The following is a 13,975-nucleotide window of genomic DNA, read 5'->3' on the forward strand; positions in this document are numbered from 1 at the left end:
GGAAACGGCGAGGGCCGGTCGGAGTGATGCGCATGCGGTTCTCCCGGAGGGTGCGAGCCCGGCGAACGAGAGGGCGACTCGGATGCAACGTGTAGCGGCATTTTGCAACGTTGTAACGGCCGGCACAACAGGTTGTCGCGTTTCGTTGCGGCGTGCGGCAGCAGTCGGCGGGGGAACGTCGGAGAAGAAGATCGACATCGACCACAGACTCGAAGTCACGATCGAACCGAGACGCCCCGGCCAGAGACATCAGAAACATCAGAGACAGCAGAGACATCCAAAGACGTCCAAGAGGCAGACGAGCCGAGCTGTACGCCGGGTTCTGTCCCGGGGGTCCTCGCGGGCCCTCCGGTGACGGTCATCCATCTAGGACCGGCGTTGCCGCCGGCCTCCAGCGGTCTACCCGCGGACTCGGGCGGGCAGCCCTCGAACGTCCGCGCAGAGCACGTTTCACGGTGCTCCTCTTGACCTTGCTCCGGGTGGGGTTTACCTAGCTGCCCAGGTCACCCTGGGCACTGGTGGTCTCTTACACCACCGTTTCACCCTTACCGAGGACCGAGGTCCCCGGCGGTCTGCTTTCTGTGGCACTGTCCCGCGGGTCACCCCGGGTGGCCGTTAGCCACCACCCTGCCCTGTGGAGCCCGGACGTTCCTCGGGAAGCCCCAGGGGGCTCCACGCGACCGTCCGCCCGGCTCGTCTGCCGTGCCCCCATGCTACCGGTCCAACAGCCCCTCCCGTCCCGCGCCCGCGGGCGGAGGAGGGTCAGAGGAAGTCACCGGTGTCCAGGTCGAAGGCGAAGGGCGCCGGAAGCGGCAGCGCGTCCATCCGCCGCCCGGCCGTCCGGGAGACCGGACGCCGTTCCCTCGTTCGTGGTGGGCCGGTGTCGGGGGCCGGGCCCCGTCGGCTTGACCCTGTCGTGGCGGCAACGTTTTGACTGGGAGCATGCGAATCGGAGAGGTCGCCGACGCGGTCGGCGTCACCACGCGGACGGTGCGGTACTACCACCACCAGGGGCTGCTGCCGGAGCCGGAGCGGCTGGCCAACGGGTACCGGACGTACACGCTGCGGCACGTCGTCGTACTCGCGCGGGTCCGGCGGCTGACGGAGCTGGGGCTCGGGCTGGCCGAGGTGCGGGACGTCCTCGCGGAGGACGCCGGGAAGGACCTGGCCGAGGTGCTGGCGGAACTCGACGCCGACCTGGCCCGGCAGGAGGCGGCGATCCGGGAGCGCCGGGCGCGGCTGCGGGCGTTGCTGGAGACGGAGGGCGGGCTGTCGGCGGAGGGGCCGGTGTCGCCGGAGCTGGCCGCGCTCTTCGCCGACCTGGCGCCCGCCGCCGAGGACTCCCCCATGGCCGCCCGGGACCGGGAGATGCTGGCGCTGCTGGACACGACGGCCGGCCCCGAGGTGCGGGCCCAGCTCGTGGGCACTCTGCGCGAGGCGCTGGGGTCGCCGGAGGCGGTGGCCCGGGTCCGCCGGGTCTACGCCCTGCTGGACGAGCTGGCCGACGCCGATCCCGGTGATCCCCGGGTCGGGGAGGCGGCCCGCGCGCTCGCCGGGTTCCTGCCCGGGGAGCTGCCGGACGCGGAGCCCGGCGCCGGGGGTGCGGCCGGTTTCCTGCGGGCCTTCTACGCCGACTTCGCGCCCGCCCAGGCGGAGGCGATCCGGCAGGCGATGCGGCTCGCCGCCGGCGGGCGGTGGGAGCCGTGAACGCCGGGCGGCTGCTGCTCCGGCACGAGCTGCGGCTGCTCGCGGCCCTTGGACGGTGGGCGTCGCGGCGGCCTCCGGCCGTGCCCGAGGGCGCGACCCCCTTCGGGTACGCGCGGGGGCAGGGCGCCCCGATGGCCGGGCTCGGGTTCGTCTGCGTCATCGAGACCCTGATGCTCTCCGTACTGCTGCGCGACCGGCCCACCGCGCACCACGTCGTCCTCGTCCTGGACGTGTACACCCTCGTCCTGGTCGTCGCCCTGCACGCCTCCTCCGTGGTCCACCCGCACGTCCTGGACCCGGGCGCCGGCACGCTGCGGGTGCGCCGTTCGCTCCACGTCGACCTCGTGGTCCCGCTGGAGCGGATCGTCTCCGTACGGCGCGAGCTGCGCGCCACCCACGAGCGGCACGACGGCGAACTGGACGTCGTCGTGGGCGCGCAGACCTCCGTGACCCTCGAACTGGCCGGGCCCGTACCTCACGTGACGTTCCTCGGGCGGCGGCGTGAGGTCGGGGTGGTGCGCTTGCACGCCGACGACCCGGGGGCCCTCGTACGAGCCGTCACCGAGGCACGGAGCGGGCTGGTGGAGCCGGCGTAGGGCGGGCGGGGCGGGGCGGCTCGCCAGGCGGGTCTGGGCGCGGCTCCCGGACGGTCGGGGCCGGCTCCGGGCCGGTGGGGGCGCGGCTCCCGGGCGGGCGCGGGGCCCGTACGCCGTACCCTGGCCGGGGTTTCGAGTGAAGGAGTGCGTGTGCTGGTCCTGCTGCCGCCGTCGGAGGGGAAGGCGCCGTCGGGGCGCGGTGCCCCGGTGGAGACCGGGGCGTTGTCGCTGCCGGGGCTCACGGCCGCCCGGGAGACCGTCCTCGACGAGCTGGTCGGGCTGTGCTCCGGGGACGAGGAGAAGGCCCGCGAGGTGCTCGGGCTGAGCGAGGGGCTGCGCGGCGAGGTCGCCAAGAACGCGGGGCTGCGCGCGGCCGGGGCGCGGCCGGCCGGGGAGGTCTACACGGGCGTCCTCTACGACGCCCTGGGCCTGGCGTCCCTCGATCCGGCCGCCCGGCGGCGGGCCGCCCGGTCCCTGCTGGTGTTCTCGGGGCTGTGGGGCGCGGTCCGGGTGACCGACCGCATCCCCTCCTACCGCTGCGCGATGGGCGTGAGGCTGCCCGGCCTCGGCGCGCTGGGCGCGTACTGGCGGGCGCCGATGGCCGAGGTGCTGCCCGAGGCGGCCGGGTCCGGGCTGGTGCTGGACCTGCGGTCGGCGGCGTACGCGACGGCCTGGAAGCCGAAGGGCGAGGTCGCCGGGCGGACGGCGTCGGTACGGGTGCTGCACGCGCCGACCCGCAAGGTGGTCAGCCACTTCAACAAGGCGACCAAGGGCCGGATCGTCCGGAGCCTGCTGGAGTCGGGCAGCGTGCCGGAAGGGCCGGCGGAGCTGGTGACGGCGCTGCGGGACCTCGGGTACACGGTCGAGGCGGAGGAGCCCGCGCGGGCCGGGCGGCCGTGGTCGCTGGACGTGCTGGTGGACGAGGTCCACTGAGCCCTGCCCCCAGGGGGCGTTGCAGAGTACGCAACGACCTTTGCGCGGGGTGCGGGCGGCGGGCACGATGAGGCCATGACCTCACCGCTGTCCCCGTCCGCGTCGCCTTCCCCGTCTTTCCCGTCCGGTTCCGCCTCCGGCTCTGTCTCCGGCTCCGTGCTGGATCTCGCGCCCGTGGTGCCCGTCGTGGTCGTCCACGACCTGGCCGACGCGGTGCCGCTGGCGCGTGCGCTGGTCGCCGGCGGTCTGCCCGCCATCGAGGTCACGCTGCGCACGCCGGTCGCGGTGGAGGCGATCCGGGCCGTCGCCCGTGAGGTGCCGGAGGCGGTGGTCGGCGCGGGCACCCTGGTCAAGCCGGACCAGGTGGACGAGGTGGTGGCGGCGGGGGCACGGTTCCTGGTGAGCCCGGGGTGGACGGACACGCTGCTGGCGGCGATGCGCGGGTCGGGGGTGCCGTTCCTGCCGGGGGTGTCGACCACGTCGGAGGTGGTGGCGCTGCTGGAGCGCGGGGTGCGGGAGATGAAGTTCTTCCCGGCCGAGGCCGCGGGCGGCACCGCCTACCTCAGGGCTCTCGCCGGACCGCTGCCCCAGGCCCGCTTCTGCCCGACCGGCGGCATCGGCCCGGCCTCCGCGCCGGAGTACCTGGCGCTGCCCAACGTGGGCTGTGTCGGCGGCAGTTGGATGCTCCCGGCGGACGCCATCGCCGACCGGGACTGGGGGCGCGTCGAGGCGCTGGCCCGGTCGGCGGCGGCGCTCAGCGCAGGTGGGACGTGTCGTTGAAGAGCCGGACGCTGGCTCCCCCGTCGGCGTAGTACGCCACCGCCGACAGCGAGGCCGCCGACAGTTCCATGCGGAACAGGGACTCGGGCGGGGCGCCGAGGGCGAGTTGGATGAAGGTCTTGATCGGCGTCACGTGGGAGACGAGCAGGACCGTACGGCCCGCGTACGCCGCCACGAGCCGGTCGCGGGCGGCGGCGACCCGGGCCCCGGTCGCGGCGAAGCTCTCGCCGCCGCCGGTCGGTTCGGCGTTCGGGGAGGAGAGCCAGGCGTCGAGGTCGTCGGGGTGGCGTTCGCGCACCTCGGCGAAGGTCAGCCCCTCCCACGCGCCGAAGTCGGTCTCCCGCAGGCCCTCGTCGACGGCGACCTCCAGGCCGAGCCGGCCGGCGACGACGGCCGCCGTCTGACGGGTACGGGCCAGCGGGGACGCCACGACGGCCTGGACGGTGCCGCGCCGGGCGAGGCTCGCGGCGACCCGCTCGGCCTGCTCACGGCCGATCGCCGACAGGGACGGGTCGCTGCCCCCGCTGCCGGAGAACCGCTTCTGCGGGGTCAGCGGGGTCTCTCCGTGCCGCAGCAGGACGAAGGTCGCGGGGGCGCCCATGTCGGGCGGGCCCCAGCCGGGGGTGGCCACGGTCCGCGCGGCGCGCACGTCGGCCTCGGCGCGGGTGCCTGCGGCGCCGGTACGGGGGGCATCGGCGTCGGTACGAGGGGCTTCGGCGTCGGTACGTACGTCTTCGGCGCCGGACGTGTCGGAAACGGCCTGTGCGGCAGGCGGGGGCACGGAGGCGCCGGACGTGTCCGAGGCATCGGGCGTCCCAGCGCCCTCCGAAGCCCCAGCGCCCTCCGGCGTCACAGGAACCCCGGCAGCACCGTCAGCACCGGCAGCACCGGCAGCACCAGCAGTCCCCGACGCCTCCGCCCCCGGTGTCCACTGTTCGCCGCGGGCGCCCGCGTCCATCGCCTCGTTGGCCAGTCGGTCGGCGTGCCGGTTGCTCTCGCGGGGAATCCACTCGTAGGTGACCCGGCCGGGCGGGAAGACGGCCGCCGCCTCCAGCGCGAGCGGCTTCATCGCCGGGTGCTTGACCTTCCAGCGGCCCGACATCTGCTCGACGACGAGCTTGGAGTCCATCCGTACGTGCACCGAGGCCGCCGGGTCCAGCGCGTGCGCGGCGCGCAGCCCGGCCACCAGTCCCCGGTACTCGGCGACGTTGTTGGTGGCGACGCCCAGGTACTCGGCGGCCTCGGCCACCGTCTCGCCGGTCGCCGCGTCCCGTACCACCGCGCCGTAGCCCGCGGGTCCCGGGTTGCCCCGCGACCCTCCGTCGGCCTCGACCACGAACTCCCGCACCGGCGACGCCCCTACAGCCCGGAGTCGGCCGTACGCACCAGGATGCGGCGGCAGTTCTCGCAGCGGACCACGGTGTCCGGGGCGGCCGAGCGGATCTCGCTCAGCTCGGTGATCGCCAGTTCCTGGCGGCAGCCCTGGCAGGTGCGCTGGAACAGCTTGGCCGCGCCGACCCCGCCCTGCTGCTCGCGCAGCCGGTCGTAGAGCTTCATCAGGTCGGCCGGGACCGCGGCGGCGACGACCTCGCGCTTCTTGGTGACCGAGGCGGCCTCGGCGTCGAGTTCGCCGAGGGCGGTGTCACGGCGGGCGGTGACCTCGTCGATGCGGCCCTGGACGGTGGCGACCCGGTCGGTCAGCTCGGCGACCCGCTCCTGCGCGGACTCCCGGCGCTCCATCACCTCCAGGACGATGTCCTCCAGGTCGCCCTGGCGCTTGGCGAGGGAGACGATCTCCCGCTGGAGGCTCTCCAGGTCCTTCGGGGAGGTGACCGCGCCGGAGTCCAGGCGCTGCTGGTCGCGGGTGGCGCGGCGGCGCACCTGGTCCACGTCCTGTTCGGCCTTGGTCTGTTCGCGGGCGCAGTCGCTCTCCTCGGTCTGCGCCGCCACCAGCAGGTCGCGCTGCTGGACGAGGTCCTTGGTCAGCGACTCCACCTCGGCGTGCTCGGGCAGCGAGCGCCGCTTGTGCGCGATCTGCTGGAGGCGGACGTCCAGGTCCTGGACGTCGAGAAGGCGGATCTGGTCGGCGGGCGCGGCGTTCAGTTGGGGGCTCCTGCGGTCGTGGCGGCGGACGCCGCGTGGGCGGTCCAGGGGTCGGTGACCGTCCGGGAGACGTGGACCCTCAGGTCCCATCCCCTCCGGTCGGAGATCTCGTCGAGCTGGGCGGCGGCCAGCTCGCACCAGGGCCATTCGGTGGCCCAGTGCGCGGCGTCGAACAGCGCGAGGGGGCTGTGGGCGCGGGCCTCGGAGGCGGGGTGGTGGCGCAGGTCGGCGGTGAGGAAGGCGTCCACGCCGGCCGCCCGTACGTGGTCGAAGAGGCTGTCGCCGGAGCCGCCGCTGACGGCGACGGTGCGGACGGTCGCCTCCGGGTCGCCGGCGACGCGGATGCCCTGCGCGGTGGCGGGCAGCCGTGCGGCGGCGCGGTCGGCGAACTCGCGGACGGTGAGCGGGTGGTCCAGCTCGCAGATCCGGCCCAGTCCGCGGCGGCCCTCCGGGTCGCCCGGGTCCGGCACGAGGGGCCGTACGACGCGCAGGTCGAGGGCGCCGGCCAGCGCGTCGGAGACGCCCGGGTCGGCGGTGTCGGCGTTGGTGTGGGCGACGTGCAGGGCGATGTCGTTCTTGATCAGCGTGTGCACGACCCGGCCCTTGAAGGTGGAGGCCGCGACCGTCGTGGTCCCCCGCAGGTAGAGCGGGTGGTGGGTGACGAGCAGGCCGGCGCCGAGGCTCACCGCCTCGTCGACGATCTCCTGGACCGGGTCGACCGCGAACAGGACCCGGGTGACCTCCTGGCCGGGGTCGCCCACGACGGTGCCGACCGCGTCCCAGGACTCGGCCCGCTCGGCGGGCCACAGGTTCTCCAGCGCGGCGATGACTTCTGACAGACGGGGCACGCAGGCAAGGCTACCTGGCTGCCCTGCGCCGTCGTACCGGCCGCGTATCCACCGTGTACCCGCCGCGTATCCACCGGCACCCGGTCCCGCGTCCGCCCGCGCCTCAGCCGACCACGCGCCGCCCACCCGGCGCGCGGTCGCCGGGCACCCGCCGCGCAGCCCCCGTCCGTCCGCCCCTCACCCGCTCATCCGTCCGTCCGCCCGCCCGCCCGCGCACGCGGCCCGCGTCCGTCTCGTGTCCCGCGCGCACGCGGCCCCGCGCCGTCGCGGGAGCGATCAGCACACGCGCGACCCCTTCCTCAGCAGAATCGTTCCTGTGCCACCCGTTTGTGTGACGGGGTGGTCATCGGTCCTCCGGCCGCGCGTACGAAAACTAGCTTCGTCGCCGGAGGTGACCGAACGATGACAGCCTGTGCGATCGAGCCGTCGGCAAACCGCGGGATCGGCGACCACGAGGACGGCACGCCGCGGCCGGGCTGCGCCGTCGCCGCGGAGGGCGCCTACGCCGCGCGCCTGGCCCGCGACGGCCAGTCCTGGTACCCGGAGCGCTGGACCCTGGACGGCCCCGAGCCCTACGCCGTGCCGCTGCCCGTCCACCAGCCGGAGGAGCCCGGCACCGAGGTGCAGCCGATGGGCGACGGGCGGGTCCTGGTGCACCGGGTGGCGGCGGAGCGGCACCTCTTCGCCCTGCTCTACCCCACCGGGCCCGGCACCGGCGAACTGCCGCTCGGCGCGGTCGAACACCCCGAGGGCGCCGGCGGGCTGCGGCTGGTGCCCCCGGTCCCCGGCGGCGAGCGGGCGTACGCCCTCGCCGTGGGCCGGCGGACGACGACCGTGTGGCGGGTGGCCGGCGGTTCCTCGGGGCCCGAGCCGGTCGCCGAGGTCACCGGCCGCTGCTCGGGCGGGGCGTGGCTGGACCGGGAGGGCCGGATGCTCGCCCTGGACCGGGAGACCGGCGGGCGCACCAAGGCGGTCGTGGTGGACCTGGGGCGGGGCGGCGAGGTGTCGCCGCTGCTCCAGATCGCGGAGGAGAGCGACGACCGTGTCGTGCTGGCCGACCCCGACAGCGGTCTGGTGCTGGTCCGTTCGGACGCGCCCTCGCCGGGGCGGCACCGACTGGGCTGGGGGGTGCTGGGCAGCACCCTGCCGGTGCGCTTCCCCCGGTGCCTGCGGGTGGCGGACTGCCTGGTCACCCCGTTCGCCATCCAGCCGGGCCAGGCGCTGACGCCGGAGCGGTGCGCGGTGGCGCTGCGGGTGGACGGGCCGTTCGGGAGCTGGGTCGGGGTGTGGCGGCCGGCCGAGCGCCGGGTGCGCCACCTCCCCGCGCCCGAGGGGTGGCTGACCGGCGCCGGGCTGTGGACGCCGGACGGGGAACTGTGCCTGCCGTACGCGACGGACGAGGTGCCCTGCGCCCTGGCCCGGCTGACGGTGCCCGAGGCGGACGCGGAGCCGGCGCCGGAGGAGGAGCCCGAGGCGGCGGAACCGGCACCGGCCACGGCGCCGCGGCCGGTGCCCTTGCAGCAGGCGCCGCTGGCCGGACTGGCTCGGCGGACACCGCGTGTAACGAAGTAGTCGCAAAGTAGTCGCGGTTGGCGTGACGTCCGGAGGGGGCCCCGGGTACGCCGGTTAGACTCGCCCGGCTACAGGAAAGATCAGTTTGACGGGGTGAATTCCTTCCGATGAGCGACGCCAGCACGAACCAGCCGATGTGGGCCGATGGTGCCGACGTTCACGAGACCTCCGCGGGCCACGGCCGGCACCGCGGACCGGTCTCCGAGCGCGATGCCGAGGCGGCGCCGAGTGGCCGCCACCGCAAGCCCGCCCAGCAGGCCGAGACCGCGGCGGCCTGACCGTCCGGCCGTCACGGCCGTCAGGCCCCGTCCGCCGGTTCCGGCGGGCGGGGCCTGCGCCGTCTCCGGGGACGCCACACAGCGGCACGGCACGGGCCGCACGCCACTACGGGCCGCACGCCATTACGGGCCGCACGCCATTACGGGTCACGCGCCGGTACGGGGCAGGGGCCGGTACGGGGCAGGCGCCGGTACGGGGCAGCAGCCGGTACGGGCAGACGCCGGTACGAGCCGGGCTCCACGTCAGCCGGTGTTCGGGCCGCCCGCCGCCTTCCCGGCCCCGGTCTCCGCCGCCGTACCGCGCGCAGGCGTCGTGCGCGAGGGGAGCCACGCCCACATCAGCAGGGCGCCCGCGACCAGCACCACGGCGCCGGTGCGGAAGACCAGCGCGTACCCCTCGGTCAGCGCCACCGGACCCGCGTCGTCCCCGCCGGACCGGGTCGCCGCGATCGTCGACATCACGGCGAGGCCGAGCGAACCGCCCATCGTGCGGGAGGTGTTGATGAGCCCGGAGACCAGGCCGGCGTCGCCCGGGGCCGCACCCGAGGTGGCCACCGAGGCCAGCGGCGTGCCCGCGAGCCCGGCGCCCAGCATCATCAGCACGCCCGGGATCATGATCGCGGTGACGTACCCGCCGTCGGCGGTCATCGTGGACTGCCAGCCGTAGCCGACCGCCGAGACCAGCGTGCCCAGCGCGGCCAGGTTCCGCGCCCCGATCACCCGCATGAAGCGGGGGGCCACCTTCGACCCCAGGACCACCGCGAGGGAGCTGGGCACCAGCGCGAGGCCGGCCTCCAGGGGCGAGTAGCGCAGGACGTTCTGGGCGTAGAGCGTCATGAAGAACCACATCGAGAACATCGCCGAGCCGCACACCAGCATCGCCACGTTGGCCGAGCCCACCGACCGCAGCCGCAGCAGGGCGAGGGGCACCAGCGGGGCCACGGTCCGCGCCTCGACCAGGAGGAACAGCGCGAGCATCGCCAGCCCGCCCAGCAGCGGCACCAGCGTGGCCGCCGCCGACCAGCCCTCCGACTCGGTCTGCGAGATGCCGTACGCGAGGGTCGCCATCCCGGCGGTCACCAGCAGCGCGCCGGGCAGGTCGAGCCGCCGCCGCTGCCCGGCCCGGCTCTCGGAGAGCCAGAGCACGGCGCCGACGAGCACCACCGCGCCGATGGGCACGTTGATCAGCAGGACCCAGCGCCAGGAGAGCCCGTCGACCAGGACGCCGCCGACCAGTCCGCCGGCCGCGCCGCCGCCCGCGCCCACGGCGGTCCAGGTGGCGATGGCCCGTGCCCGCGCGGCGCCCTCCGGCACGGCGGCGGTCAGGATCGTCAGCGTGGACGGCGCCAGCACGGCCGCGCCCAGCCCCTGCACGGCCCGCGCCGCGAGCAGGTGCCAGCCCTCCTGGGCGAGTCCGCCGCCCAGCGAGGCCAGCGTGAACAGGCCGAGCCCCACCAGGAACATCCGCTTGCGCCCGTAGAGGTCCCCGGCCCGGCCGCCGAGCAGCATGAAGCCGGCGAAGGAGATGGCGTAGGCGTTGACCACCCACTGCAGACCCTGGGCGCTGAGGCCGAGGTCGGCGCGCATCGAGGGCAGCGCGACGTTGACGACGGACACGTCGAGGACGACCAGGAACTGTCCGGCGCAGGCGAGCGCCACGATGACCCAGGTGGGCGGCGTACGGCGAGGGGATATCCGGGCGGCGGGGGTTCGGGGGGCTTGCAGCATGGACGTCATGGTCTCAGCCGGGTCGCGCCCCTTGCACCGGGATTCCCGCGCGGCACGGCCGGACGGGGCGCGCGGACGCCCGTACGGGGCCACGGGCTTCTCCCTCCCCGTCCCGCCCCGTGCCTTCCTCCCCGTCCCGCCCCGTGCCCCCTCCCCCGGGTGCCTCCGCCCACCCCGGCGACTCGCCTGTCCCGGTCGCCGATCCCCCTCCGCCCGTCGATCCCGCCCCCCGTCGCCCGTCCGTCCCGAGGCGCGGTGGACGCCCGGCCCGGGAGTCGGTCAAGATTCCCTTAGGGTCCCGAAGCAACGGAACGGGCGCCCTGTAGCCGCGGGATTCCACCCGCGCCCGTCCCATAGCCGCGGGATTCCACCCGCGCCCGTCCCATAGCCGCGGGTTTCCGCCCGCGTCCGTCCCGCCGTCGGCGCGGACCCGACCCCCGCCCGGAGGCCCGAGCCCATGACGCCGACGTCGCCCGACCGGCCCCTGACCCCGGCGAGCAGGACCGTCGTCCCGGTGCTCGCCTTCGCGGGCATCACCGTGGCGGTGATGCAGACACTGCTCGTCCCCGTCATCAAGGACCTGCCGCGGCTCCTGGACACCACCCCCGGCGACGCCACCTGGGTCCTGACCTCGACCCTGCTGTCGGGCGCGGTGGCCACGCCGATCATGGGGCGCCTCGGCGACCTGCACGGCAAGCGGCGGATGCTCGTCGCCAGCCTCGCCGTGATGGTGGCGGGCGCGCTCGTCAGCGCGCTCACCGACACCCTGGTGCCGATGATCGTCGGGCGAAGCCTCCAGGGCTTCGCCATGGGCGCGATACCCCTCGGCATCGGGCTGATGCGGGACCTGCTGCCGCCCGAGCGGCTCGGTTCGGCGATGGCGCTGATGAGTTCGTCGATCGGCGTCGGCGGCGGACTGGCGCTGCCCGCCGCGGCGCTGGTCGCCCAGCACGCCGACTGGCACACCCTGTTCTACGGCGCCGCCGGGCTCGGCGCCGTCTCCATCGCGCTCACCCTCCTCGTGGTGCCGGAGTCGCCGCTGCGGGCGCGGGGCTCCTTCGACCTGCCCGGCGCGCTCGGCCTCTCGGCCGGTCTGCTGCTCTTCCTGCTGCCGATCACGAAGGGCGCCGACTGGGGCTGGGCGTCGCCGGGCACGCTGGGCCTGTTCGCCGGTTCCCTCGTGGTGCTCCTGCTGTGGGGGTGGCTGGAGTTGCGGGTGGCGGCGCCCCTGGTCGACCTGCGCACCACCGCCCGCCGCGAGGTCCTCCTCACCAACCTCGCCTCCGTCATGCTCGGCGTCTCCTTCTACGTGGTCTCCCTGGTCCTGCCCCAGCTCCTCCAACTGCCCGCCGACACCGGGTACGGGCTCGGCCGGTCCATGGTCGTGGCGGGGCTCTGCGTGGCGCCGCTGGGGCTGACGATGATGTTCACGGCGCCGCTGTACGCCCGGCTGTCGGCCCGTCACGGACCGCGCACCACGCTGATCATCGGCCTGCTGGTCATCGCGGTCGGGTACGGCGGCGGGCTCGGCCTGATGGCGGCGGCCTGGCAGACCGTCCTCACCTCGGTGCTGCTGGGCGCGGGCATCGGCCTGGCCTACGCGTCGCTGCCCGCGCTGATCACCGGTGCCGTCCCGGCGTCGGAGACCGGCGCGGCCAACGGCCTCAACACGCTGATGCGGTCCATCGGCACGTCGGTGTCGAGCGCGGTCGTCGGCATGGTGCTGGCGGCCACGGCGCACGACGCGGGCGGGGTCGCCGTGCCCACGATGCGCGGCTTCCGGATCTCCTTCCTGATCGCGACGGGGGCGGTGGCGGTGGGCCTGGTCCTGGCGCTGCTGCTGCCGCGCCGGAGTTCCGCGGCGGGCGGGGTGCCGGTGGCGGGCGGCGCGCGGACGGTGGCGCCGGGCGGGGCCGGGGAGGTGCGGGCCGGGTTCCGGGGGCTGGTGCTGGCCGCCGACGGCACGCCGGTCGCCCGCGCGAGGATCACGCTGATCGACCGGCGCGGGCGGCGGGCGGGCTCGGCCCTCTCGGACGGGGAGGGCCGGTACGTCCTCGCCGTGCCGGGCGGGGGCCCGTACGTGCTGGCCGCCCGTGCCGCGGGGCACGGTCCGCTCGCGCACGCCGCGACCCACACGGGCGGCGGGGGTCCGGTGGAGCTGGACCTCGCCCTGCCGGGCGAGACGGTCCCCGCCTGACGGGCCGCCCGCCCGCCGCCATGCCCCCGCACCACCCCGTACCACCCTGTGCCGGGCCCCGGCCGTGCCCCCGCCGTGCCCGCCGCCGTGCCGGTGCGGCAGCATGGGCCGCCGCACGTCCCGCCGACCGTACGACCGAGAGGACCCCATGTCCGCGGCACCCGCGCCCGATGTCCAGGCCGCCTTCGAGGCCGCGAAGGGGTTCATGCCCCCGCACGAGGGCCTGGCCCTGTACGCGGCGGCGGTGGAGGCCGGCGGGCTGGGGCTGCCGCTGCTGGAGATCGGCACCTACTGCGGGCGTTCCACGCTCCTGCTCGCCGAGGCGGCCCGGCTGAGCGGCGTCAGCGTGTTCACCGTCGACCACCACCGGGGCAGCGAGGAGCAGCAGCCCGGCTGGGACTACCACGACCCGGAGACGGTCGATGCCGAACTCGGCGTGATGGACACCCTTCCGCTCTTCCGCCGCACCCTGCGCCGGGCGGAGCTGGAGGAGTACGTGGTGGCGCTGGTGGGCCGCTCGCCGCAGATCGCGGCGGTCTGGAACGCCCCCGTCGGCCTGGTGTTCATCGACGGCGGCCACACCGACGAGCACGCGGGCGCCGACTACGAGGGGTGGGCGCCGCACGTGGCCGAGGGCGGGTTCCTCGTCATCCACGACGTCTTCCCGGACCCGGCCGACGAGTTCACCGGGCAGGCCCCGTACCGGGTCTACCTGCGGGCCCTGGAGTCCGGCGCGTTCACCGAGGTCTCGGCGACCGACTCACTGCGCGTCCTGCGCCGAACGGGCCCGGCGCCCGCAACGCCCGTCCGCAGCCACTGAGGCGCTCTGCCGACCCCCGCCCCCCTCGCCCCGCACGGAGCGTGACCGGCCCGGCGCACCCACCGCCGGGGCCTCGCCATGCCCGCACTCGGGGGACGGCACGGGACGACACGTTGCGCGCAATCTCGCGCAATCCTGTCGCAGGGCCCAGCGGTCCACACCATCCTGGAAGTCCGACCGCGGCAAGAGCGAGGAGACAGGCAATGGCCCGACGGCTCCGCATGCTCGGCACCACCAGCGAGGAAGGCAAGTGCCCCACCCTGTACGAGGACCTCGACACCGGGGACATCATCGTGCAGGGCTACACCGTGACCGACCCCGACGACGTCGCCCAGCTCGAGAACGTCCTCAGCGGCGAATCGTTCGTCGTCGTACCTCGTGAACTACTCACCCGCTTCACCCCCAAGGAGTGA

13 protein-coding genes and 1 other RNA gene are annotated in these 13,975 nt (G+C 75.3%); 9 read left to right on the forward strand and 5 right to left on the reverse strand.

The window, feature by feature from the left end; all coding sequences use genetic code 11:
• Positions 1 to 295: 295 nt before the first annotated feature.
• An RNA gene (gene rnpB, locus J5Y05_RS27060) (RNase P RNA component class A) lies at positions 296 to 696 on the reverse strand.
• Positions 697 to 942: 246 nt separating this feature from the next.
• On the opposite strand from rnpB, the gene J5Y05_RS27065 reads away from it, so the two are divergent.
• The 4 genes from J5Y05_RS27065 (at position 943) to eda (ending at position 4,016) form a co-directional block, all read left to right on the forward strand.
• On the forward strand, positions 943 to 1,707 hold the full coding sequence (locus J5Y05_RS27065; protein WP_210875712.1) for a MerR family transcriptional regulator: 765 nt from the start codon (positions 943 to 945) through the stop codon (positions 1,705 to 1,707).
• A complete protein-coding gene (locus tag J5Y05_RS27070) occupies positions 1,704 to 2,303 on the forward strand; it encodes a hypothetical protein (protein WP_210875713.1) in 600 nt (199 codons plus the stop codon). Before J5Y05_RS27065 ends, J5Y05_RS27070 begins: the two co-directional genes overlap by 4 nt.
• 150 nt (positions 2,304 to 2,453) lie before the next feature.
• The gene (gene yaaA / locus J5Y05_RS27075; RefSeq protein ID WP_210875714.1) at positions 2,454 to 3,236 is read left to right on the forward strand and encodes a peroxide stress protein YaaA; all 783 of its coding nucleotides are present in this window, start codon (positions 2,454 to 2,456) and stop codon (positions 3,234 to 3,236) included.
• Positions 3,237 to 3,311: 75 nt separating this feature from the next.
• Positions 3,312 to 4,016: a bifunctional 4-hydroxy-2-oxoglutarate aldolase/2-dehydro-3-deoxy-phosphogluconate aldolase gene (eda, locus tag J5Y05_RS27080; RefSeq protein WP_210875715.1), complete on the forward strand. Its 705-nt coding sequence runs from the start codon at positions 3,312 to 3,314 to the stop codon at positions 4,014 to 4,016.
• Here the strand turns inward: eda and J5Y05_RS27085 are convergent.
• Genes J5Y05_RS27085 through J5Y05_RS27095 form a run of 3 tightly spaced genes read right to left on the reverse strand, consistent with a single transcriptional unit; the run spans position 3,991 to position 6,967 of the window.
• Complete coding sequence (locus tag J5Y05_RS27085; protein WP_210875716.1) at positions 3,991 to 5,364, reverse strand: bifunctional RNase H/acid phosphatase; 1,374 nt, start codon at positions 5,362 to 5,364, stop codon at positions 3,991 to 3,993. The genes eda and J5Y05_RS27085 overlap by 26 nt on opposite strands.
• A gap of 11 nt (positions 5,365 to 5,375) precedes the next feature.
• Positions 5,376 to 6,119: a zinc ribbon domain-containing protein gene (locus J5Y05_RS27090; RefSeq protein WP_210875934.1), complete on the reverse strand. Its 744-nt coding sequence runs from the start codon at positions 6,117 to 6,119 to the stop codon at positions 5,376 to 5,378.
• The gene (locus J5Y05_RS27095; protein ID WP_210875717.1) at positions 6,116 to 6,967 is read right to left on the reverse strand and encodes a Nif3-like dinuclear metal center hexameric protein; all 852 of its coding nucleotides are present in this window, start codon (positions 6,965 to 6,967) and stop codon (positions 6,116 to 6,118) included. Before J5Y05_RS27095 ends, J5Y05_RS27090 begins: the two co-directional genes overlap by 4 nt.
• A gap of 402 nt (positions 6,968 to 7,369) precedes the next feature.
• On the opposite strand from J5Y05_RS27095, the gene J5Y05_RS27100 reads away from it, so the two are divergent.
• Positions 7,370 to 8,539 carry a hypothetical protein gene (locus J5Y05_RS27100; protein ID WP_210875718.1) on the forward strand — a complete coding sequence of 390 codons (1,170 nt, stop codon included), beginning with the start codon at positions 7,370 to 7,372 and terminating at the stop codon, positions 8,537 to 8,539.
• Positions 8,540 to 8,646: 107 nt separating this feature from the next.
• On the forward strand, positions 8,647 to 8,817 hold the full coding sequence (locus tag J5Y05_RS27105; protein ID WP_210875719.1) for a hypothetical protein: 171 nt from the start codon (positions 8,647 to 8,649) through the stop codon (positions 8,815 to 8,817).
• A 243-nt stretch (positions 8,818 to 9,060) separates the two neighbouring features.
• Here the strand turns inward: J5Y05_RS27105 and J5Y05_RS27110 are convergent, their stop codons facing one another.
• Entirely contained in the window at positions 9,061 to 10,554 is a 1,494-nt protein-coding gene (locus J5Y05_RS27110; RefSeq protein ID WP_372450528.1) for an MFS transporter, read from the reverse strand.
• A gap of 448 nt (positions 10,555 to 11,002) precedes the next feature.
• Here J5Y05_RS27110 and J5Y05_RS27115 point away from each other — a divergent pair, with 448 nt between their 5' ends.
• The 3 genes from J5Y05_RS27115 to J5Y05_RS27125 all read left to right on the forward strand — a co-directional run bounded on the left by J5Y05_RS27115 (position 11,003) and on the right by J5Y05_RS27125 (position 13,975).
• Entirely contained in the window at positions 11,003 to 12,742 is a 1,740-nt protein-coding gene (locus J5Y05_RS27115; RefSeq protein WP_210875721.1) for an MFS transporter, read from the forward strand.
• A gap of 148 nt (positions 12,743 to 12,890) precedes the next feature.
• Positions 12,891 to 13,562: a class I SAM-dependent methyltransferase gene (locus tag J5Y05_RS27120; RefSeq protein WP_210875722.1), complete on the forward strand. Its 672-nt coding sequence runs from the start codon at positions 12,891 to 12,893 to the stop codon at positions 13,560 to 13,562.
• Positions 13,563 to 13,765: 203 nt separating this feature from the next.
• Positions 13,766 to 13,975, forward strand: a complete 210-nt coding sequence (locus J5Y05_RS27125; protein ID WP_210875723.1) for a hypothetical protein — start codon at positions 13,766 to 13,768, stop codon at positions 13,973 to 13,975.

Source organism: Streptomyces tagetis (genome assembly GCF_018069565.1).
Classification (GTDB): Bacteria; Actinomycetota; Actinomycetes; order Streptomycetales; family Streptomycetaceae; genus Streptomyces; species Streptomyces tagetis.